The sequence below is a fragment of the Bacteroides finegoldii DSM 17565 genome (assembly GCF_000156195.1).
Lineage (GTDB): Bacteria > Bacteroidota > Bacteroidia > Bacteroidales > Bacteroidaceae > Bacteroides > Bacteroides finegoldii.
Genome location: NZ_GG688329.1, coordinates 77803 through 101080, shown reverse-complemented (window position 1 = coordinate 101080; position 23278 = coordinate 77803). Strand labels below are relative to the sequence as shown.

At 43.9% G+C, this 23278-nt stretch carries 21 protein-coding genes; 4 read left to right on the top strand and 17 right to left on the bottom strand.

Annotated elements, in window-relative coordinates:
• Positions 1 to 90: 90 nt before the first annotated feature.
• Complete coding sequence (locus BACFIN_RS04715) at positions 91 to 672, bottom strand: DUF3109 family protein (protein WP_007756492.1); 582 nt, start codon at positions 670 to 672, stop codon at positions 91 to 93.
• Between the two features lie 67 nt (positions 673 to 739).
• Positions 740 to 2254: a 2,3-bisphosphoglycerate-independent phosphoglycerate mutase gene (gene gpmI, locus BACFIN_RS04720; RefSeq protein ID WP_007756490.1), complete on the bottom strand. Its 1515-nt coding sequence runs from the start codon at positions 2252 to 2254 to the stop codon at positions 740 to 742.
• A 271-nt stretch (positions 2255 to 2525) separates the two neighbouring features.
• Between gpmI and BACFIN_RS04725 the strand changes: the two genes are divergently transcribed.
• Entirely contained in the window at positions 2526 to 3455 is a 930-nt protein-coding gene (locus BACFIN_RS04725; RefSeq protein ID WP_007756488.1) for a magnesium transporter CorA family protein, read from the top strand.
• Between the two features lie 173 nt (positions 3456 to 3628).
• Here BACFIN_RS04725 and BACFIN_RS04730 read toward each other — a convergent pair whose 3' ends face one another.
• The 3 genes from BACFIN_RS04730 to BACFIN_RS04740 all read right to left on the bottom strand — a co-directional run bounded on the left by BACFIN_RS04730 (position 3629) and on the right by BACFIN_RS04740 (position 8251).
• Positions 3629 to 5173 (bottom strand): DUF5723 family protein, encoded by a 1545-nt coding sequence (locus tag BACFIN_RS04730; protein ID WP_007756482.1) that lies wholly within the window; start codon positions 5171 to 5173, stop codon positions 3629 to 3631.
• A gap of 182 nt (positions 5174 to 5355) precedes the next feature.
• Positions 5356 to 5958, bottom strand: coding sequence for a ribonuclease HII (locus BACFIN_RS04735; RefSeq protein WP_007756479.1), 603 nt, complete (start codon positions 5956 to 5958; stop codon positions 5356 to 5358).
• Positions 5959 to 6046: 88 nt separating this feature from the next.
• Complete coding sequence (locus tag BACFIN_RS04740) at positions 6047 to 8251, bottom strand: sodium-translocating pyrophosphatase (RefSeq protein ID WP_007763251.1); 2205 nt, start codon at positions 8249 to 8251, stop codon at positions 6047 to 6049.
• Between the two features lie 39 nt (positions 8252 to 8290).
• Between BACFIN_RS04740 and BACFIN_RS23430 the strand changes: the two genes are divergently transcribed.
• A complete protein-coding gene (locus BACFIN_RS23430; protein WP_229101746.1) occupies positions 8291 to 8437 on the top strand; it encodes a hypothetical protein in 147 nt (48 codons plus the stop codon).
• A gap of 160 nt (positions 8438 to 8597) precedes the next feature.
• Here BACFIN_RS23430 and BACFIN_RS04750 read toward each other — a convergent pair whose 3' ends face one another.
• The 8 genes from BACFIN_RS04750 to rimP form a co-directional block, all read right to left on the bottom strand.
• Positions 8598 to 9809 carry a cysteine desulfurase gene (locus BACFIN_RS04750; RefSeq protein ID WP_022276254.1) on the bottom strand — a complete coding sequence of 404 codons (1212 nt, stop codon included), beginning with the start codon at positions 9807 to 9809 and terminating at the stop codon, positions 8598 to 8600.
• 8 nt (positions 9810 to 9817) lie between these two features.
• Positions 9818 to 11161, bottom strand: coding sequence for a Fe-S cluster assembly protein SufD (sufD, locus tag BACFIN_RS04755; protein ID WP_032839849.1), 1344 nt, complete (start codon positions 11159 to 11161; stop codon positions 9818 to 9820).
• A gap of 2 nt (positions 11162 to 11163) precedes the next feature.
• On the bottom strand, positions 11164 to 11916 hold the full coding sequence (gene sufC / locus BACFIN_RS04760) for a Fe-S cluster assembly ATPase SufC (protein ID WP_007756466.1): 753 nt from the start codon (positions 11914 to 11916) through the stop codon (positions 11164 to 11166).
• A gap of 19 nt (positions 11917 to 11935) precedes the next feature.
• Positions 11936 to 13390, bottom strand: a complete 1455-nt coding sequence (gene sufB / locus BACFIN_RS04765) for a Fe-S cluster assembly protein SufB (protein ID WP_007756465.1) — start codon at positions 13388 to 13390, stop codon at positions 11936 to 11938.
• Entirely contained in the window at positions 13368 to 13898 is a 531-nt protein-coding gene (locus BACFIN_RS04770) for a CvpA family protein (RefSeq protein WP_007756464.1), read from the bottom strand. Before BACFIN_RS04770 ends, sufB begins: the two co-directional genes overlap by 23 nt.
• A 78-nt stretch (positions 13899 to 13976) precedes the next feature.
• A complete protein-coding gene (gene infB / locus BACFIN_RS04775; RefSeq protein WP_007756463.1) occupies positions 13977 to 17096 on the bottom strand; it encodes a translation initiation factor IF-2 in 3120 nt (1039 codons plus the stop codon).
• Positions 17097 to 17208: 112 nt separating this feature from the next.
• Positions 17209 to 18474 carry a transcription termination factor NusA gene (gene nusA / locus BACFIN_RS04780; RefSeq protein WP_007756462.1) on the bottom strand — a complete coding sequence of 422 codons (1266 nt, stop codon included), beginning with the start codon at positions 18472 to 18474 and terminating at the stop codon, positions 17209 to 17211.
• Positions 18475 to 18476: 2 nt separating this feature from the next.
• Entirely contained in the window at positions 18477 to 18944 is a 468-nt protein-coding gene (rimP, locus tag BACFIN_RS04785) for a ribosome assembly cofactor RimP (protein WP_007756461.1), read from the bottom strand.
• Between the two features lie 172 nt (positions 18945 to 19116).
• Between rimP and BACFIN_RS04790 the strand changes: the two genes are divergently transcribed.
• Complete coding sequence (locus tag BACFIN_RS04790; protein WP_007756458.1) at positions 19117 to 19512, top strand: hypothetical protein; 396 nt, start codon at positions 19117 to 19119, stop codon at positions 19510 to 19512.
• A 158-nt stretch (positions 19513 to 19670) separates the two neighbouring features.
• Here the strand turns inward: BACFIN_RS04790 and BACFIN_RS04795 are convergent, their stop codons facing one another.
• Positions 19671 to 20369, bottom strand: a complete 699-nt coding sequence (locus BACFIN_RS04795; protein ID WP_007756449.1) for a YgjP family zinc-dependent metalloprotease — start codon at positions 20367 to 20369, stop codon at positions 19671 to 19673.
• A gap of 129 nt (positions 20370 to 20498) precedes the next feature.
• Between BACFIN_RS04795 and BACFIN_RS04800 the strand changes: the two genes are divergently transcribed.
• The gene (locus BACFIN_RS04800; RefSeq protein ID WP_007756445.1) at positions 20499 to 21281 is read left to right on the top strand and encodes a head GIN domain-containing protein; all 783 of its coding nucleotides are present in this window, start codon (positions 20499 to 20501) and stop codon (positions 21279 to 21281) included.
• A 182-nt stretch (positions 21282 to 21463) separates the two neighbouring features.
• Here the strand turns inward: BACFIN_RS04800 and BACFIN_RS04805 are convergent, their stop codons facing one another.
• The 3 genes from BACFIN_RS04805 to argB form a co-directional block, all read right to left on the bottom strand.
• Entirely contained in the window at positions 21464 to 21943 is a 480-nt protein-coding gene (locus tag BACFIN_RS04805) for a hypothetical protein (RefSeq protein ID WP_007756443.1), read from the bottom strand.
• Entirely contained in the window at positions 21933 to 22442 is a 510-nt protein-coding gene (locus tag BACFIN_RS04810) for an RNA polymerase sigma factor (RefSeq protein ID WP_007756441.1), read from the bottom strand. Before BACFIN_RS04810 ends, BACFIN_RS04805 begins: the two co-directional genes overlap by 11 nt.
• A gap of 61 nt (positions 22443 to 22503) precedes the next feature.
• Positions 22504 to 23277, bottom strand: a complete 774-nt coding sequence (gene argB, locus BACFIN_RS04815; RefSeq protein ID WP_007756439.1) for an acetylglutamate kinase — start codon at positions 23275 to 23277, stop codon at positions 22504 to 22506.
• Position 23278: the final 1 nt, after the last annotated feature.

Sequence of the window (23278 nt, the reverse complement as noted above, 5' to 3'; positions counted from 1 at the left end):
CTCACATCTTACAACGAGGAAACGCCTGCCGGAGAGTAATCTCACAGCAGGCGTTTTTCTTTTCATCTTACTATCCCGTGGAACCGAGAATCAGAGAAGATGTTGTTTTTTCAGTTCCTCAACCGCTATTTCCAGTTCTTTATACCATTCCTCCCCGAACTTACGGATCAAAGGCTCTTTCAGGAACCGATAAACCGGGAGGTTTTCCTTTTTACCTAGCAACACTGCCGCCTTGCATACATCCCAACGATGATAATTGACAGCCTTGTAAGGTCCGTAATCTCCGATACGGATAGGATAAAGATGGCAGGATACCGGTTTATAGAAATCTGTTTTTCCTTCACGATAGGCTTTTTCAATAGCGCAGTAGCAACATCCCTTCTCATCATAACAAGTAAAGACACAGTCTTTATTATTAACAATAGAGGTCACCAGATCTCCTTCCTCATCCGTATATACCACTCCTTGCTTTTCGATTATCGCACGGGCTTCGGGTGCCAGCTCATCCCAAATAACCGGCAACACTTCTTCCAGTTTCTCCACTTCCTCCAACTCTACAGGTGCCCCTGCATCTCCCTCAATGCAACATTCACCTTTACAAGCGTCCAGATTACAAAGGAACTTTTCCCGAAGCACATCCAGCGATACAACTACATCATCAATCTGTATCATTTGCAATATTTATATCAGACAAAAAAGGCGGAGTTCTACCCCGCCCTCCCAATTATAAAAATCTAAATTACTTAATCAACACGCTACCGTCCATCTCAGCCGGAACTTCCAATCCCATAATCTTCAGGATAGTCGGAGCGACATCAGCCAGACGGCCGTTCTCTACTTTCGCAGCCTTATTCTCTGTCACGTAAACACAAGGAACGGGATTCAGAGAGTGAGCCGTGTTTGGAGTACCGTCCTCATTCAAAGCGTGGTCAGCATTACCATGATCGGCAATGATGATTGCTTCGTAATCCTGTGCTTTAGCAGCTTCGATCACATCTTTCACACAAGCGTCTACAGCAACAACAGCTTTCTCGATAGCTTCGTAAATACCCGTATGGCCTACCATATCACCGTTGGCGAAGTTCACTACGATGAAATCATATTTGTTTTCGTTGATAGCAGCCACCAGTTTATCTTTTACTTCGTAAGCGCTCATTTCCGGTTTCAAGTCGTAAGTAGCTACTTTCGGAGACGGAACGAGGATACGGTCTTCCTTGTCAAACGGAGTTTCACGTCCACCGTTGAAGAAGAACGTCACGTGAGCATACTTTTCCGTCTCAGCGATATGAAGCTGGCTCATACCCTTAGCAGAAAGATACTCACCCAAAGTGTTAGCCACATTTTCTTTGTCGAACAGGATATGTACACCTTTGAAAGAAGCGTCATACGGAGTCATACAGTAATATTGCAATCCCGGAATGGTGTGCATGCCTGCTTCCGGCATATCCTGCTGAGTCAACACAACGGTCAGCTCTTTGGCACGGTCGTTACGATAGTTGAAGAAGATTACCACGTCACCTTCTTTGATTGTTCCGTCGACATTGGCATTTACAATCGGCTTGATAAATTCGTCCGTCACACCTTCATCGTAAGATTCCTGCATTGCCTGAACCATATCGGTTGCCTTCTTTCCTTCACCGTTCACCAACAGATCGTATGCTTCTTTTACACGTTCCCAACGTTTGTCACGGTCCATTGCGTAATAACGGCCGATGATGGAAGCGATCTTTCCTGCCGATTTCTCACAATGAGCAGACAGTTCCTCAATAAATCCCTTACCGCTCTTCGGGTCCGTATCACGACCGTCCATGAAGCAATGGATGAATGTATTGTCGATATTATATTCCTTAGCGATATCGCAAAGCTTGAAAAGATGAACCAGTGAGCTATGTACGCCACCGTTGGAAGTCAGTCCCATGAAATGCACATTCTTTCCGTTTTCCTTTGCATAAGAGAAAGCCGAAATGATTTCCGGATTTTTCAGAATACTATTGTCAGCGCACGCACGGTTGATTTTCACCAAGTCCTGATAAACTACGCGTCCTGCACCGATATTCAAGTGTCCTACCTCTGAGTTACCCATCTGTCCGTCGGGCAAACCTACATTTTCACCGCTTGCCTGGAGCTGAGAGTGAGGATAAGTGTTCATCAGATAATCCCAATAAGGAGTGGGAGTGTTGAAGATTACGTCGTCTTTCTTTTGGTCACCTAGTCCCCAACCGTCGAGGATCATTAAAAGGGCTTTCTTACTCATAATATTTCAATATTTAAATTATCACTCTGATTTTCGGGCGCAAAGGTACAAAAAAGATGGTTACGATGACGCTTAATCTATGTTAAGCCAGTTGATTATCAACGGGCAATCCAACTATTTTATTTACCTTTGCAACGCTTTTAAATTAAAATCATAGAAATATGGACGATTCAAACCCGCGAACGTGCACAACTAGTATTAATTAAAGCGAACAGAGTCATTAATATCCGATGTCTCTGCTCGTACTAAACAACGAAAGGAGACAATTAAGATGAGAACGTATCTTTATTGTGAGGCTGGCTTTGTGGAAAAAGCACAATGGCTGCCCAATAGCTGGGTCAACGTAGTATGCCCGAACAATGATGACTTTGAATTTCTGACTAAAACACTAAATGTTCCCGAATCATTTCTTGATGATATTGCCGATACCGACGAACGTCCGCGTACAGACACGGAGGGGAATTGGTTGCTCACCATTCTGCGCATCCCGGTGCAGAACAAGCAAAACGAGAATCTGCCTTTCGGCACTGTCCCCATCGGCATTATCACCAATAATGAAATCATCATATCCGTCTGTTATTACAACACTGATTTGCTGCCGGACTTTATCGAGCATACCCGTCGGAAAGGTATCATTGTCCGCAATAAGTTGGATTTGATTTTACGGCTTATCTATTCTTCTGCCGTATGGTTTCTGAAATATCTGAAACAGATAAATCTGGACATCAGTGCTGCGGAAAAGGAATTGGAACGCAGTATCCGTAATGAGGACCTGCTTCGCCTGATGCGATTGCAGAAAACACTGGTTTATTTCAATACTTCCATACGGGGCAATGAAGTGATGATCGGCAAACTGAAAACGATTTTCCAAGACACGGATTACCTGGACAAGGAATTGGTAGAGGATGTTATTATTGAATTGAAACAGGCACTCAATACCGTCAATATTTACAGTGATATCCTTACAGGCACAATGGACGCTTTCGCTTCCATCATCTCGAACAATGTGAATACAATCATGAAACGCATGACCAGTTTATCCATTGTATTAATGCTCCCGACATTGATTGCCAGCTTCTATGGTATGAATGTGGATATCCACCTAGAAGAAGTACCTTTCGCTTTCTCGTTGATTGTGCTCTTCTCCATCGGATTGTCAACATTGGCGTTCGTGATATTCCGGAAAATCAAATGGTTCTAAATTCAACTCAGAACCTCTTGTATGGAATACTACTCCACATAATTGAGGTCGTCCAAACCTGCAAAATAAAAACAGCTTGTCATCTTATATAAACCATAAGCGACAAGCTGCACATTATACGTTTTTTCTTCTAGAGAAATTAATAAAAAGAGAATAGAGAGAGAAATTATTTTTTATCCTTGTTTACAGCAAGCTTTTCTTTTATTCAATGGAATAGAAACTCCGATAAATCCATTAACTGAGTTTGAGTTCTTTCCTAAGAACATATAGTCAGTTCCAAGAAAGATCGGTCCCAATTTCAAACCAAGTCCGAAAGACTTACCTGCTGACTGAATAGCCGAATAACTAAGCGCTACGTTAAACCAACTCTTCGGACGATAGTTTGCTGACAATGTCAATTCAGTAAGGGCATCTGGTTGTACAAAACGAGTTGTTGACAATACACCAACAGCCAATTTATTATTGAAGAAACCGTATTCTGCACCTAATACTAAAGTAGAAGCAAGACGAGATTTCCGAGATTCTTTAGCTTCACCTACTTCGAGCTGCAACATATCATAGTTAAGCACATCACCTTGCGTCACAAGATCCATATAATTTTCAGTATCATTCTGTAGCTGATTCAATGCACCCTTAACACTATTTTGTGGGTCAGTTATATTAATCATATCTGCATAAGTACTTCCTTTAATATTGATTGGATCCGGATTAGCAGATGCAATCTTTGTACTTGATTTAGACCAAGAAATAAAACCTAAATCGAGAATAGAAGCAGATACAGTCAAATTATCCAGAATTTTATAAGACGCACCTAAATCAATGCCAAAACCATAACCAGCTATACCTAAATTTCCACTATCAAAGTCAAAATCAGTTACATAATCTTTACCCTCTTCTTCTTTTAATTCTAAACCTTTGAAAGAACTCTTAAGCTCGGCACCAACAGTGAGGTTTGCATGATAGTTATCAAACTTTGCTTTCAAGTCTTTAGCTTTTGTTTCAATCTCCCCCAAAGAGCCACTCCAATAGCTATCATTAGACCATTCATTTATTTGTTGGTCAGTAGGTAGATTAGCACTCATTGCTATTCTATTAAGCTTCAATTCCATATTACCAATACCTAATAAAGCCTTTACTCTAGCACCAACAGTCAAACGACTATTAATCTGGCGGGAAAGTCCTAAACCTATTTCTGTATAAGCATTGATATTCAATTGCTGACCACTAATATCATAGTTGCTATTTCTCCAATTGTCTTCTATTGTCTCCATCTGATTTAGGAACGTAAACATTGATTTGGTCAAATTAGCACCAATATCTGTACGAAGACCAATATTGAATGACCAGAAGTTCTTTCCTTTATACCATCCAGCAGAAAGGATTTCAGTACTGAAATTCACATTCAGCGTATTATTATCTTTCAAACGGTTCATGAAATCTGGTTTGGTATAAAAATCACCACCGTCGTCTATAATATCAATAATATCCTGATAACCTAATGAAGTAGAACCAACCGTTGCATTGACGGCACCTATCACCGGAAGATTAATAAATCCTTTCGTCGGTGTCAAAGCGGGATTCAATTGCTGACGATAGTGTGTACCTTCCATAAAATAAGAAGTACGTAAGAACTGCGCATTCGCAGGAAGAGTAATAATTGTCATAATGAAGGTCATCCCAATGAGCTTCATAAAAGAAAGTAGCTTGTTCGTTGCCATGATTTTATACTTTTTAATCCTTGTTATTGTTTGCAAATATATAGTATTTCAATAACAAATAAAAGCACTAATCAACAGCTTTTTAGCCTAAATAGAACATTTTTGCGGTTATACATAACAAAAACGTGTCTATTCTGCAAAAAAATGTAGAACGGATGAGAATAGAAGAAGCCCAAACTGATTTAAAAACCTAAAGTCAGTTGTCCATCTCCCAACAAATTGAAGGTCATTCGATGGTAAGGAGTCGTTCCCCGTTCGGCAATAGCCGCGCGGTGCTTTTTAGTCGGGTAGCCTTTATTGTGATCCCAATCATAATAAGGGAACTCCTCATGAAGACGATTCATATAATCATCTCTGTATGTCTTTGCCAATATAGATGCGGCCGCTATTGAAAGATACTTTCCATCCCCTTTCACAATCGTTGTATGAGGAATGCCGGGATATTTATTAAAACGGTTTCCATCGATCAGCAAATGTTGGGGACGAATAGCCAATTGATCAACGGCACGATGCATGGCCAGGAAAGAAGCGCGCAAAATATTTAGCTCATCAATTTCTTCCGGTGAGACAACACCAACCGCCCAAGCCACCGCTTCCCGTTGTATGACCTCACGCAATGCATAACGCTGTTTTTCCGTCAGTTGTTTGGAATCATTCAACAACTCATTCTTAAAATCTCCCGGAAGAATAACCGCAGCAGCATATACCGCTCCTGCCAGGCAGCCACGACCGGCCTCATCGCATCCTGCTTCAATCAGATTCTCATTTAAATAAGGTAATAACATCTTTATCGTTTTTATTTAGCTGCAAAATTAAACGAAATAAAAAAGGAGACCGTATTTCGCCTCCTTTTTCTTCCTTATTTCTCACTTTTTAAAATAAGCTCCAAGCAACAGTAAGCCCTGCCATCACAATAGCTACCATACTCATAAGCTTTATCAAAATATTCAAGCTCGGACCGGACGTATCCTTAAAGGGGTCACCCACCGTGTCACCCACTACCGTCGCCTTGTGAACCTCACTTCCCTTTCCACCGAAGTTACCTTCTTCCACATATTTCTTTGCGTTATCCCATGCTCCTCCGGCATTAGCCATAAAAATAGCCAATACAAAGCCACTACTTAAACCGCCAATCAACAACCCAAGCACACCGGGAACGCCAAAGATGAGCCCGGTAAAGATAGGAGCGATAATGGCAATCAAGGAGGGAACAACCATTTCCCGTTGAGCGCCTTTCGTAGAGATGGCAACACAACGTTCGTAATCCGGCTCCGCCTCTCCTGTCAGAATACCTTTAATCTCACGGAACTGCCGACGCACCTCATCTACCATGTGTCCCGCCGCACGCCCAACAGCGTTCATTGTCAGTCCACAGAACAGGAAAGCCATCATCGAGCCAAGGAACATACCTGAAAGGACTTTCGGGTTCATCAGGTTTACTTCATAATAATTCATGAAATCTACAAATGTGGCATTTGCCACACTGACAGTTCCACCATCCGGGAAAGTAAGCTCCACGCTTCCAAGACGTGTCAAGCCGATTCGTATTTCTTCAATATAAGAAGCCAGCAAAGCCAAGCCGGTCAGTGCCGCAGAACCTATCGCAAAACCTTTACCGGTAGCCGCAGTCGTATTTCCCAACGAGTCGAGCGCATCAGTACGCTTACGGACCTCAGCGCCTAGCCCGGACATCTCGGCATTACCACCTGCATTATCCGCAATCGGACCGTAAGCATCGGTCGCCAACGTAATGCCCAACGTAGAAAGCATGCCGACAGCCGCAATGCCGATTCCGTACAATCCCATTCCGACATTAGTGAAATCACCACCGGAAGCCAGCAGATAAGAAGCAATGATACCAACCACCACAGCAATTACGGGAATTGCTGTAGAAAGCATACCCAACCCTATACCGGAAATAATGACAGTCGCAGGTCCCGTCTTACCGCTCTCGCTCAACTTTTGTGTAGGACGATAGGATTGGGAGGTGTAATATTCCGTAGAACGTCCGATGACAATGCCGACCAGCAGGCCGACTACTACGGCACAAGAAATCAAAATCCAATTATCCAACTGCAAAAGCCATAGTATCAAAAAAGTGGCAACAACAATAAGTACCGAACTAAGATTTGTCCCAAATGCCAATGAGCCAAGCAAATCTTTCATCGTCGCATTCTCTTTAGTACGGACAGCGAATATACCTATAATAGAAAGAATGATTCCGACAGCTGCAATCAGCATAGGCGCAATCACTGCCTTAAACTGCATTGCCGTATCCGCCGAATGGATAAAGGCGGCAGCACCCAGCGCAGCCGTTGCCAGAATAGAGCCGCAATAGGATTCGTATAAATCAGCTCCCATACCTGCCACATCACCGACATTGTCACCGACATTATCGGCAATAGTAGCCGGATTGCGAGGATCATCTTCCGGGATTCCGGCTTCTACCTTACCTACCAGGTCAGCCCCGACATCGGCAGCCTTCGTATAGATACCTCCGCCCACACGGGCAAAAAGCGCCTGCGTCGAAGCTCCCATCCCAAAAGTAAGCATGGTAGTGGTAATCACACAGAGTTTATGAGTAGGTGTCAGTGCATCAGCAGGAATCACCGCATTCAGCAACAGATACCAAAAGGAAATATCAAGTAAACCTAGACCGACAACTACGAGCCCCATCACCGCACCGCTCCGGAAAGCGATTCTTAACCCCGCATTCAGTGAATTGCGAGCTGCATTAGCGGTACGTGCCGAAGCGTAAGTAGCCGTTTTCATTCCAAGAAAACCGGAAAGACCGGAGAAGAAACCACCTGTCAGGAAGGCAATGGGAACCCATGCGTTTTGTACGTGGAAGCCGTATGCCATAATCGAAAACAAAATCACCAATCCCAAGAATACGCAACCTACTATTTTGTACTGTTGTTTCAAATAAGACATAGCTCCCTTGCGCACAGCGGCAGCTATCTTTATCATTTGAGGTGTACCCTCACTCTCTTTCATCATTTGCTTATGAAAGTAATAGGCAAAACAGAGGGCCAACACGGAAGCGACCGGAACCAGCCAGAAAAGAATGTCATCCATAGATCCAAAATTATTAAAGGGTTTACAACCGCTAAAAATATGGAAATCAATCGAAAAAAGCAAGTAAAAAAGAAAGAAAATCAAAAAGGGATGAATAGCAGTGTCCATGAAAAAGTTGCAGCTATACCGTATGTATTTTACGATATAGCTGCCATTAATGTTAAAGAGAGAGAATTTATAATATAAGCATAGTCTCACGACCCTCCAAATATTCGTTTTATATATTAGACGCATCAAACTCCAAATAACTGCACTCGGAGGGAACTTTTTTTAGTTAAAGAATAAAAAAATCGCCATTCCTTCAAGGAACAGCGATTTAATATATGAGACTATTTTGTTTTATGGACTAAAACATACGGCTGACACGTTCGATTCCTGCCACCAATGCATCTACTTCAGCTTTCGTATTGTACATAGCAAACGAAGCTCTGACGGTACCTTCAATGCCAAGTCGCTGCATCAAAGGTTGTGCACAATGATGTCCTGTGCGGACAGCGATACCCAAACGGTCTAATAACGTCCCTAAGTCAAAGTGATGAATATTACCTACCAGGAAAGAAATTACAGCTCCCCTGTCGGAAGCTTCACCGAATATACGCATATCGGGAATTTCCTTCAATCGTCGCAAAGCGTAATTAGTCAGTTCATGTTCGTGATCCGCAATCCGTTCCATGCCGATACCGTTCACATAATCAAGGGCTTTCGCCAATCCGGTCGTACCGATATAATCCGGTGTGCCGGCTTCAAATTTGAAAGGAAGTTCATTAAACGTCGTTTTCTCGAAAGAGACATGCTGAATCATCTCTCCTCCTCCTTGATAAGGCGGCAGACGGTCCAACCACTCTTCTTTTCCATACAGCACGCCGACTCCTGTCGGTCCGTATATCTTATGGGCAGAGAACACTAGAAAATCGGCTCCCAAATCCTGCACGTCCACCTTCATGTGAGGAATGGACTGGGCAGCATCTACCAGGAAAGGCACACCATGGGCATGTGCTGTCGCAATCATTTCCTTGACCGGATTCACAGTGCCCAAGACATTGGAAACCTGGACTACACTGACAATTTTAGTACGTTCGGAGAAGAGTTTCTCATATTCATCCAACAATAGCTCACCTTTATCGTTCATCGGGATTACTTTGATGGCAATACCTTTGCGGGCTGCCAACAACTGCCAGGGAACGATATTGCTGTGATGTTCCATCACCGAAAGGATAACTTCATCTCCTTCTTCCATAAATTCATCACCGAAACTGGAGACAAGCAGGTTAATGCTTTCCGTTGTTCCCCGAGTGAAGATCACTTCGTTAGTAGTACGGGCATTAATAAACTGACGTACCGTCTCACGAGAAGCTTCATGCAGTTCCGTAGCCTGTTGAGAGAGATAATGTACGCCGCGATGCACATTTGCATTCACGGAGTAATATTCATCTACCAACGAATCGACCACCAGACGAGGCTTCTGCGTCGTCGCACCGTTGTCGAAATAAACCAAAGGCTTACCATAAACCGTACGGCTCAAGATCGGAAAATCCTCACGTATCTTTTGAATATCCATTTTTATGTTCATTTACAGATTGCACATCCCTGACATCTGTTCAACTCACCACGGAAGCGTTTTTCCACCAACAGATGAAGGCGGTCCTTCAACGCATCCAGACGAATCGTATCAATCACTTCATTGACAAATGCAAACATCAACAGCAACCGCGCTTCTTTCTCCGCAATTCCACGTGCACGCATATAGAACAACGCATTTTCATCAAGCTGTCCCACTGTCGCTCCGTGCGAACACTTCACGTCGTCCGCATAAATCTCCAACTGGGGCTGTGTATACATCCGCGCATCACGGGTGGCGCAAAGATTACGGTTGGTTTGCTGGGAACTTGTATGCTGCGCATCAGGACGCACCAGTACCAACCCGGCAAAAGCACCTACCGCTTGATCATCGAGCACGTATTTAAACAGCTCATTACTCGTACAGTTGGGCACTGCATGGTCAATACTCGTGTTGTTATCCACATGCTGGTTCTTATCAGCGATAGCCATGCCGCAAAGATTTATTTCAGCTCCCTCGCCTGCCAACAACACTTCGGTTGTATTACGGGTTGTACCGTTATGCAACGTCATGCCATTCAGATGTACATTGCTGTTCGCTTCCTGCTTCACATACAGGTTGCTGAAACGCACCGTGCTGGTATGTGTCTCTTCCAACTCATACATATCGAATACCACATTCTCTCCGGCAAAAACCTCAATCACCTGCGTTGCCAGGAAATTCACGTTATCCATTGCATGGTCGCAAAGCAATAAACGTGCCTGCGCACCGTCTTCCAGAATAATCAGCACACGGCGATTGACCATAAAGTTGACATCCGCACGCAGGATGTTCACCAACTGAATAGGTTTTTCCACAACCACATTCTTCGGCACATAGAAGATAACACCATCCTGTGCAAAAGTCGTATTAAAAGCTGTCACACCATCTTTGGAGGTATCCGCCAACTTACCATAATACTTCTTCACCAACTCCGGATACTGTTCGGCCACCTCTTTCAGGCTACCGAAAATAACGCCCTCCGGTAAATGGGTTTTAGGGAGTGCCTTATTATAGAATGCGTCATTGACCACAAAATAAAGAGCTGTGCTCATGTTCGGAACATCGCACTTAAACACCTCATACGGATTGACCGGAATAGCAAGACGGTTCAGATTCAGACCGAAATCCGGTTCAAAATACTTGCTTACATCCGTATATTTGTACTTCTCCATCTTACGGGTCGGAAATCCGATTCGCTCAAAATCGGCAAAAGCAGCAGCACGAGGGGCATTTAACACCTCAGCGCTATGTTTGCAGATCATGGCTTCCGTTTGTGAGAAGAGATCTATGTATTGTTGTTCAGCATTCATCGTCATTCTCCTACTTCTTTCTTAATCCAGTCATAACCTTTATCTTCCAATTCCAGAGCAAGTTCCGGTCCGGCAGTTTTCACGATACGACCTTTGTAAAGCACATGCACAATATCCGGTTTGATATAATCGAGCAAACGTTGGTAGTGGGTGATGACAATCGTACTGGTTTCGGGAGTCTTCAGTTTATTTACCCCTTCGGCCACAATACGGAGCGCATCGATGTCCAAACCGGAATCCGTTTCATCGAGAATGCTCAAACGCGGTTCCAGCATTGCCATCTGGAAAATCTCGTTCCGTTTCTTCTCTCCACCGGAGAAACCTTCGTTCACCGAACGGTTAGCGAGCTTATTGTCCAGTTCAACAACCGCACGTTTCTCGCGCATCAGTTTCAAAAACTCACTGGCGGTCAGTGCAGGCAGACCTTTATATTTGCGTTGTTCATTCACAGCAGCACGCATAAAGTTTACCATGCTCACACCCGGAATCTCTACCGGATACTGGAAACTAAGGAAAATACCCTCATGACTGCGGTCTTCCGGACTCAGTTCTAACAGATTCTTTCCATAAAAAGTAACCGAACCTTTCGTTACCTCAAAAGCAGGATTACCCACCAATACGGAGGAAAGCGTACTTTTACCGGAACCGTTCGGTCCCATAATCGCGTGTACTTCGCCCGGCTTTACCGTCAGGTTAATGCCTTTCAATATCTCTTTGCCATTGATGCTGGCATGCAGGTCTTTTATCTCTAACATAATCTTGATTAAAATTCATTTATCCTACGCTTCCTTCCAACGAAATAGTAAGCAACTTCTGTGCTTCTACCGCAAATTCCATCGGAAGCTTATTCAATACTTCTTTCGCATATCCGTTCACAATCAGCCCGATAGCGTCTTCTGTCGGGATACCACGCTGATTGCAATAGAAAATCTGATCTTCACTGATCTTGCTCGTCGTAGCTTCATGCTCCACTACCGCCGTCTCATTGTGAATGTCCATATACGGGAACGTATGCGCACCGCATTTATCCCCCAGCAACAGCGAGTCACACTGACTGTAGTTACGGGCATTATCCGCTTTTTCCGCCACACGCACCAACCCGCGATAGGAGTTCTCGCTATGTCCGGCAGAGATACCTTTACTTACAATCGTACTACGGGTATTCTTCCCTAAATGAATCATCTTCGTACCGGTGTCCGCCTGCTGAAAATTGTTTGTCACAGCTACGGAATAAAACTCGGCCGTCGAATTATCACCTGTCAGAATACAGGAAGGATATTTCCAGGTAATTGCCGAACCGGTCTCCACCTGCGTCCAAGAGAGTTTGCTGTCCACCCCTTTGCAGTTACCACGCTTCGTCACAAAGTTATATACACCGCCCTTACCTTCGGAATCTCCCGGATACCAGTTCTGAACGGTACTGTATTTCACCTCCGCACGGTCGTGTACAACAATTTCTACAATAGCGGCGTGCAACTGGTTCTCATCCCGCATCGGAGCCGTACACCCTTCCAGATAGGAAACATACGAATCATCATCCGCCACTATCAATGTGCGTTCAAACTGTCCCGTGTTGCGGGCATTGATACGGAAATAGGTGGAAAGTTCCATCGGACAACGTACTCCCTTCGGTATATAGACGAATGAGCCGTCCGAGAACACTGCCGAATTCAGTGCGGCAAAGAAATTGTCACGGTAACCCACTACCGACCCCATATATTTCTTTACCAAATCCGGATGTTCGCGCACCGCCTCACTGAACGAGCAGAAAATAATTCCCTTTTCCATCAATGTTTCCTTGAATGTCGTCTTTACGGATACGGAATCCATTACTGCATCCACCGCCATCCCGCTAAGAGCCATCTGTTCTTCCAGAGGAATTCCCAGTTTATTAAACGTCTTTATAAGTTCAGGATCTACTTCTTCCATACTTTTCGGTCCCTCTTTCTTCTTCGTCGGGTCAGCATAGTATGAAATAGCCTGATAATCAATCTCCGGAATACGGAGATGTGCCCATGTAGGCATTTCCAGCGTCAGCCAATGGCGGTACGCTTTCAGCCGGAACTCCAGCAACCATTCCGGTTCGTTCTTTTTCGATGAAATCAAACGAATCACATCCTCATTGAGTCCACGCTCAATGACATCGGTATGCACTTCCGTGGTGAAGCCATATTTATACTTCTCCTGCGTCAGTTCCTTTACATATTTATTGGGTTCTTCTTGTTGCATCTTTATTCTCTAATATATATTGTTGAGTCATATTCTTTGCAGCAGGAAAAAAAATTCCCGCAAACGTCTCCATCGGATAATATAACAAGGATTCTTCCTTTTTTGTTGCACTAATTAACTTATTATCGCCATCCACAAACTCTATCGCTCCAATCACCACACTTATTAATAACAGAAATTTAAGCGCTCCCAACCCGCTTCCCAGCCAACGGTTCAACCAGTTCAGCGAAATGGCTTTCATCGCTTTTGTCAACAAAGAGGCAATCAGCACAAAAATCAACGGAACGGCAATCCATATCATTATGAAAGCCAATACCTGCGCAACGGTCATCGAATCTGTCACTGCCGGACAAAGCTTCTCCGCCAAAGAAGCATACAAAGCCTTTGCCGCCAGCAAACCGACTATCAATCCCAAGATAGAGGCCAACTGACGGATAAAGCCCTTTATAAAGCCTACAATCGCCCCTGCACCCACTACTATAAGGATTATTATATCAATCGTTGTCATATTCCTTTCTATAAAGAAAAAAGAGGCACGGAGTTATAATTCACTCTGTGCCTCCGTTTATTCTCAATACAGTACAGTTTATAATGTCTGTTTCACTTCTATTTCCTCGAATGTCTCGATCATATCGCCCACCTTCATGTCATTGCAATTCACCAGACTGATACCACACTCGAAGTTTGTACCCACTTCCTTCACATCGTCCTTGAAGCGTTTCAAAGCGTTGATGTTTCCGGTAAAGATAACGATACCATCGCGAATCAAACGAGCCTTGTCGCTGCGTTTCACCTTTCCGGTCTTCACCATCGCACCGGCTACAAGTCCCACCTTCGTGATGTTGAATACTTCACGCACTTCGATCGTAGCTGTCACCTGTTCTTTCAGTTCCGGTGCCAACATACCTTCCATAGCAGCTTTCACCTCCTCGATTGCATCATAGATGACAGAGTATTTGCGGATATCGACACCTTCCTGTTCCGCCATCTTAGCGGCAGCACCCGAAGGACGTACCTGGAATCCGACGATAATCGCATCTGAAGCGGCAGCCAGAGAAACATCCGACTCGGAGATTGCTCCCACACCCTTATGGATTACATTAACCTGGATCTGTTCGGTAGACAACTTAATCAAGGAGTCGCTCAATGCTTCGACAGAACCGTCCACGTCACCCTTCACAATGATGTTCAATTCCTGGAAGTTACCCAAAGCGATACGACGACCCAACTCATCCAATGTAAGGATTTTCTGCGTACGCAAGCCCTGTTCGCGAGCCAACTGCTCACGTTTGTTGGTAATTTCACGGGCTTCCTGATCGCTTTCTACCACGTGGAATGTGTCACCTGCGGCAGGAGCGCCATTCAATCCCAGAATCAATGCCGGTTCGGCAGGTCCTGCTTCCTTAATACGCTGATTACGTTCGTTGAACATTGCCTTCACACGTCCGTAGCTTGTTCCTGCCAATACAATGTCTCCCACTTTCAAAGTACCGTTAGATACCAGCACAGTAGCTACATATCCACGTCCCTTGTCCAATGAAGATTCGATGATGGAACCCGTAGCATTACGGTTCGGATTCGCTTTCAGATCAAGCATTTCCGCTTCCAGCAATACCTTTTCCAACAAATCTTCCACACCTATGCCTTTCTTGGCAGAGATATCTTGTGACTGATATTTACCACCCCATTCTTCAACGAGATAGTTCATGGCAGCCAGTTCTTCCTTAATCTTATCCGGATTTGCCGTCGGCTTATCAACCTTATTAATGGCAAAGACAATAGGCACACCTGCCGCCATCGCATGGTTGATTGCTTCCTTTGTTTGCGGCATGACGTTATCATCGGCAGCTACAATAATAATGGCGATATCCGTTACTTTCGCACCACGGGCACGCATAGCGGTAAACGCCTCATGACCCGGAGTATCGAGGAATGTGATACGGCGTCCGTCCTCCAACTTCACATTATATGCACCGATATGCTGTGTGATACCTCCGGCCTCACCGGCAATCACATTCGCCTTACGGATATAGTCAAGCAATGAAGTCTTACCGTGGTCAACATGTCCCATCACCGTAACAATCGGAGCGCGCGGTTCCAGATCTTCCGGAGCGTCTTCCTCTTCCACAATAGCCTGAGCAACTTCCGCACTTACATATTCGGTCTTGAATCCGAATTCTTCAGCCACCAGATTGATTGTTTCAGCATCCAGACGCTGATTGATGGAAACCATGATACCGATACTCATACAAGTGGCGATTACCTGGTTGACAGAAACATCCATCATCGTTGCCAGTTCATTAGCCGTAACGAATTCGGTCAGCTTCAATACCTTGCTGTCCGCCATTTCTTGATCTTCCAATTCCTGCATACGGTTGGAAGCCATCTCGCGTTTCTCTTTACGATATTTGGAAGTCTTATTCTTACCTTTGGTTGTCAGACGAGCAAGAGTTTCTTTTACCTGCTTTGCTACATCTTCCTCGCTTACCTCCTGTTTGATAACCGGTTTCTTGAAGCGATCCTTATTATTATTTTTACGGTTATTATTGCCACCCTGGTTGTTGCCACCATTGTTACCGCCTTTGCCTTGCACATTCGGTCTCGGAGCAGCAAAGCCCGAAGTAGCCACGTTGTTCACGTCCACCTTCTCTTTGTTGATACGGTTCCGTTTTTTCTTGTTTCCGGCTGCGTCAACATTATCTTTCACTCCACCCTTCTGCAGTTTCGAGTCATCCTTGCGAATCTCTTTGATGATAGCTTCTTTCATCAACTTCTTCTGATCCTGACGGATTTTCTCTTTCTCTTCACGTTCACGGCGTTTCTCTTCCTTCGATTTCTTCTTAGGACGGGTAGACTGGTTCAATGCAGCCAAGTCAATCTGACCGATTACATTGATTTTCGCACCCAATTCCGGTTGACGGATTTTGAATATCTCTTCTTCTTTAGAAGTTTCTTTCTCTACCGTTGTCTCCGGGGCTACTTCCGCCGATACTGTTTTCACAGGTTGTTCCATGCTGCAATGTTCTTCCGCCTTCACAGGTGCAACTTCTACCTTCGGCTCTTCTTTAATCACTTCCTCCACTACTTTTTCAACTTCTGCCGGTTGCTTTTCCACTATAGGTTCCGACTCTTTCACCGGTTCCGGTTTTACAGCCTCCGGTTGCTTCACCGGTTCTGTCTGTTTGACCGGTTCAACTTGTTTAGCCACAGGTTCCGCCTGAACAGGTGCTACCACCTCTTCTACCTTCACCTCAGGTGCCTTCTTCACTTCCGGTTGAGCTACTGGACGTTCTTCAACAGTTTCTTTCTTCTGTTCCGGTTCTTTCTCAACTTTCTCAGTTCTACGACCGTTCAATTTATCCAAGTCAATTTTCCCGACAGGTTTAAACTTCGGGCGTGCATCCTCCGGTACGACTGTTTTGATCACATCTTCCGACTTCGGTTTTTCCGGTTGCTTTTCAAAGCCTTCAATCGAAACCGACGCCTTATTACGATCCTTATTCTGACGTTCCTGAATGAAACGCTCCGACTCAAGTCTAAGGTTCTTATCTGTACTAAACTCTTTTACGAGTATAGCGTATTGCTCCTCGCTAATTTTTGTATTAGGATTAGCCTCAACGGTATACCCCTTATTTTGCAGGAACTCAACTACCGTCGCGATTCCTACGTTCAAATCTCTTGTAACTTTGTTTAACCTTATCGTCATATTTTAAATTTAATGAATAAATGGAGCTTTAAGAAGTTGAGAGTGGAGAATTGAAAGTTGAGAGTGGAATGAGTATGGATTTCTTTCACTCCCAACTCTCAACTCTCAATTTTCAATTCTCACTTTCTTCAAACTCCGATTTCAAAATGCGTATTACCTCGTCCACCGTCTCTTCTTCCAAGTCCGTCTTTTCAATCAACATCTCACGAGGAGCATTCAACACAGCCTTCGCCGTATCGATGCCGATAGCTTTGATAGCGTCGATCACCCATCCGTCGATTTCGTCTCTGAACTCGTCAAGATAGATATCCTCATCAGCTACACTCTCATCCAACTCACGGAACACGTCGATAGTGTACTCAGTTAACATACTGGCCAGTTTGATATTCAAACCGCCTTTACCGATAGCCAGCGAAACTTCTTCCGGTTTGAGGAAAACCTCCGCTTTCTTCTCTTCCTCATTCAGACGGATAGAAGAAATCTTAGCCGGGCTCAAAGCACGCTGTATAAACAATGAGATGTTCGATGTGTAATTAATTACGTCGATGTTCTCATTGCGAAGTTCACGAACAATGCCATGAATACGACTTCCCTTTACACCTACACAGGCTCCTACAGGGTCGATTCTGTCATCGTAAGATTCTACCGCGATCTTGGCACGTTCGCCAGGGATACGGGCAATCTTCTTGATGGTAATCAAACCATCATTAATTTCGGGTACTTCCATCTCGAACAGACGTTGCAGGAAAACGGGAGAAGTACGTGACAAGATAATCTTAGGATTATTATTCTTGTTGTCCACGCGGGCAACCACCGCACGGGCCGTTTCACCTTTACGATAGAAATCGCTTGGAATTTGCTCCGTCTTCGGCAACAGCAACTCGTTTCCTTCATCGTCCAGAAGCAACATTTCCTTTTTCCAGATTTGATAAACTTCTGCATTGATGATTGTACCTACCTTATCTATATATTTATTATAAATACTGTCTTTTTCCAATTCCAGAATCTTGGAAGCCAATGTCTGGCGGAGATTCAGGATAGCACGACGACCGAATTTGGCAAAGATCACTTCGTCAGTCACCTCTTCACCCACCTCATAGGAAGCGTCGATTTTCTGCGCTTCACTCAATGAGATCTGCATATTCGGGTTCGTCAGGTCTTCATCGGCCACAACTTCACGGTTACGCCATATCTCGAAGTCCCCTTTGTCCGGGTTCACGATCACGTCGTAATTCTCATCGGTGCCAAACATTTTCGCGATAACACTACGAAACGACTCTTCCAGTACGCTAACCATCGTCGTTCTATCGATATTTTTCAGTTCCTTAAATTCCGAAAATGTATCAATCAAGCTGATTGTTTCTTCTTTTTTGGCCATAACTATTTAAAGCTAATTAAGTATTTAGTATATTTTATTTGCTCGTAAGTGAAGGTTTCGTCCTCTTCCACCAGTTTCGGACGCTTAGCACCTTCCATTTTCACTTTCTTCTGCACAGACACTGTAAATTTCTCTTCATCTGCATGTTTCAGAACACCGGTCAGTTTCTGTCCACCCTTAGTCATCACTTCCACTTCCTGTCCGATGTGGATGTAATACTGTTGCAGCACCTTAAAGGGCTGTCCGATACCGGCCGAACCCACTTCCAGTTCATAATCCTCCTCTTCACGGTTCAGTTTCGACTCTATGTAGCGGCTAAGCTCCACACAATCTTCAATCCAAACACCTTCTGCATGGTCTATCTCAACCACGATCTTGTCATCCGGGCTTACGGTCACTTCTACTAGAAAGTAGTCTTTTCCTTCCAGCCACTCTTCTACAATCTGACAAACAGTTTTCTTTTCTATCATTTATTAACTATATAAGAACAAAAAAAGGAGCTTAATCGCCCCTCCACCTTTCATCCGTTTTCGGTTGCAAAGATATAAATAATCTGTTCGACTACAAAACATTAAAGAAAAAAAGTATGAATTAACAGCCTTATCTTTGTATCTTTACACCGCAATTAAAAAAATAAGCACTATGGCACATCGTCTAAACACCAATAAACAGTTCATGGTAGGCAACGGAATTCTGGCTTTTGCCGTCATCTTTGTCGTTGTTATTTTCGTATACATGAGTATGCGGCTACAACGGGAAAAGCAGGAAGAACGTCATTTCATCGAAAGCTATACAATCAGTCTGGTAAAAGGTTTTGCCGGAGATTCTATCTCTTTGTTCGTCAACGACAGTCTTATCTCCAATAAAACCATATCGGAAGAACCTTACACGGTAGAAGTAGGACGTTTTGCAGAACAAAGCGCTTTATTGATCGTAGATAATAACACAGAACTAGTCTCTACGTTTGATCTTAGCGAACAAGGAGGGGCTTATCAGTTTGAAAAAGAATCGGACGGGATTAAACAATTAGCCAAATAATAAAGACATATCCCCCTATTACGTATCATAACGAACCATCATCAGGAATGTATAAGATTTAGAAGACAGCCAGAAATAGGAGCTTACAAGGCTTTACCCAAGATAGAATAAACTAAGTTCGTGACAATGCAAAAATATTATCTTGGCTGTAAAGCATTTTATATTTCCGTACGGTACTTTCTCAATTCTCCCCGCAAGGCCAATGCTTTTCCTTCTGTAAATTGATTCAGCAATGCCCAGAATCGTTCGCTATGATTCATCTCGCGGGTATGGCATAATTCGTGCAACAACACATAGTCTATCAAATGAGAAGGCAGCAAAACCAGGTAATAGGATAAATTAATAGCTTTTCGAGCCGAACAACTCCCCCATCTGCCCTGACTGGAGTTTATTTTCACACTCGAATAGGGCAATCCGCATTGCTTGGACAAGAAGGTCAAACGTGAAGGCAGAATACTTTTGGCATTTCGCCTCAATGATTCTTCAATAACCTTATGCAACCAGCTTTGCAGTTTTTCATCTGTAAAATCAGCATGAGGCGGACAAACGATCTCCATGACACCCAACCGGGAATTAGCCAGAAACTGATCTTTCTCGCCCGACACCAAAGATAGTTTAAAATGCTCCGCATCAATCTTATAATTCAAACCAATCAACGAACGAGCGATTTTTTGCCGGGAGGCCAGAAGTTTTCCACGCAGGTTCTCTATGGCCAGTTTCACTTCTTTCAGGGTGGTACCAGGAGGAACTGAAACATAAACAGCATCACTCTTGGTACGAAACACAAGACTTTTCGCACGTGAATTGACGCGTATCACCAAACGCCCTAACTCATCATCTTCTATAATCTTATCCATTATAATCCTCCTATCAACAGCCACAAAAGTAATAAAAAAGAAGACGCTAACGAAAAACTTTATGGAAGATGCAACTTTAGATCAAATTCTTCCGTCTAACCATTATATCAATCATAAAAAAGCGTAATTATGAAAACAAGTTTATTGCTCGTATTAGTCACGGGAATGTTTCTAGTACTTACTGCCGGCTCTTGCTTGCAGGGAAAACACATCGTAGGCAGCAAGAATTACATCTCCAAAGAAGTGAAAGCCGACCACTTCAATGAAATCAAACTAGTGGGAAGTGCCAACATCAGTTATTGGCAAGACACATGCAGCCATGTCGAAATTCATGGTTCCGACAACATCATACCACTTATAGAAACGTATGTGGAGGGTAGTACATTCATTATAAAATTCAAGAAGAATGTCACTATCTGGAAAGGAAAACTGGAAATAAAAGTTTTTGCTCCGGAGCTGAATAAACTGTCGGTCAACGGTTCAGGAAATATAAGATTAATCAATGGGATACAAACCTCTAAAGATATTGAATTCCACATCAACGGTTCGGGCAACATTCAGGGAGAAGGATTCAATTGCCAAAAAATGGCCGTTTCAATTAATGGCTCGGGAGATGTAAGACTACAACAAATAGAGAGTCAGGAATGTCAAGCAAGTATTTCCGGTTCGGGCAATATCAATCTGAACGGCAAAGCCATTCAAGCGAGCTATTCTATTGCCGGATCAGGAAATATTCAGGCCGCCGATTTGCAGGCAGAAAACACAGACGCAAGCATTAGCGGCTCCGGCAACATCAGTTGCTATGCCAGTCAGAAGCTGGTTGCCCGCGTCAAAGGAAGCGGTGATATTGCCTATAAAGGAGATCCTCAAGAAGTGGATGCTCCAAGAAAAAATATACGGCAGATCAAATAAAGACAGTTTAAATAAAGACCGTTTAAAAGCATAAAAGGGCTACTGCATCACGCGGTAGCCCATTTATTTAGTTAGTTTTAATCTAAAAAATTGAGAGAATTGAAAACTTCACAGTTTCGCCTTCGTTGTTGTTTTAATTAAGCACACTAACTATATTATATGTTTAAAGCAAATGAAAATGTCTATTCGTTCATAACGTGCGCCTTATGATCAATCCTCGCCAAACTGTCAACGAGTGCCTGATCCGCTTTCACGTCATTCGAGATTGCGACCGACGGTGCGGTTACCTGCTTACCAATGGTATCTGCCGCCAATACACTTCCGTCATCTCCGGAGAAAGAATGTTGTGCCACATTCCCCAAAGAAAGGATGATTGCAATTACGGCAGCCGCCTTGAAGAGAGGAACGAAGCGACCGACCAGCGTCAAGCGTTTTGCTTTTACCACCACCGGCTCTACCTCTGCCAGAATACGCGCGTCAAAGTCTTCGCCCAGCCCTACCTCTTGCTGAACCTGTTGATAAACGAACAAGTTCTTATAACGGAGCAGATGAGCCGGAACTTCTTCCTTTGCGAAGAAGTCGCGCAATGTTGCTTCCTCCTCAACGGAAGTTTCGCATTGCCAGTATCGCTCGAGGAGCTGTTCTATATCTTTATAATCCATATTCGTCAATTTCTAAATACCTTTGTTTCACCTTTTGTCTGGCTCTGAACAGATTTACTTTTACCTGTTCTTCGGTCAGATTCAGAAGGGCTGCAATTTTTTTATAGCTTTCACCTTCAATGTCCCTCAGTTGCATGATAAGCCGCTGTTTTTCGGGAAGTTCGTCGACCAGCCTGTTAATGATCCTCATTTTTTCATCATGAACCATCCGGTCATACGGACTATTGGCATCAGGCTCCTCCTCCATTTCCGGAGTGAGTTCCACATTCTGAGCTTCTTTCTTCTGACTCCGGTCTATCGCCAGATTCTTTGCCACAATCAGGCAATAGGCTTCGACCGATTCGAATTGCGGCCACTCATCACGCTTGTTCCACACTCTTATCATGGTATCCTGAACGACATCCTCGGCTTCAGCTCTATCCAGAGTAATTCTGAGAGCCAATCGAAAGAGTTTATCTTTCAACGGCAAAATATCGTTTCGGAAGCTGATTTCTTGCATCTCTATAATAATGACGGGCTAGGATACGAAAAGTTACAGGCGCCCACTACTTTTTTTTGAATTATTTTTTTATTTTTGTTCCTCCATTGTCGTTAATCGCTGACGCTAAGGTGATTATCACTTCCGACACCCCCGCATTTATTGCTTCAAAAGAGTTCTCCAACTTCGGAATCATACCGCCTTGAATAACGCCGTCGGCTACGTATTGTTCGAATTCGGCACGGGTAATCTGCGGAATCACACTATCGTCATCGTTCTCGTCACGCAGCACTCCTTTCTTTTCGAAACAATACACCAACGTCACATCAAACAGTGCCGACAAAGCCTTAGCCGTCTCTCCGGCAATCGTATCCGCATTGGTATTCAGCATATTTCCCTGTCCGTCATGTGTCAACGGAGCCATCACCGGAACAACTCCTTTGTGTATCAAATCCGACAGTAAAGTTGCATCCACCTTTTCCACATCCCCAACAAATCCGTAATCCACATCCTTGACCGGACGTTTCACCGACCGGATCACATTCATATCCGCCCCGGTCAATCCGAGTGCATTCACTCCACGCGCCTGCAGTCCGGCAACAATACTCTTATTGACCAAACCGCCATACACCATAGTTACCACTTTCAATGTCTCCACATCAGTAATACGGCGACCATTCACCATTTTGCTTTCAATGCCCAGTTGTGCGGCAATCTTTGTAGCCGACCGACCGCCGCCGTGAACCAGCACTTTGTGTCCTTCAATGGCAGCAAAGTCATTTAACAACTGACGAAGGGTGGCTTCCTCTTCTACGATTTTGCCACCCACCTTAATTACTGTTAGTTTTTCTCTCATT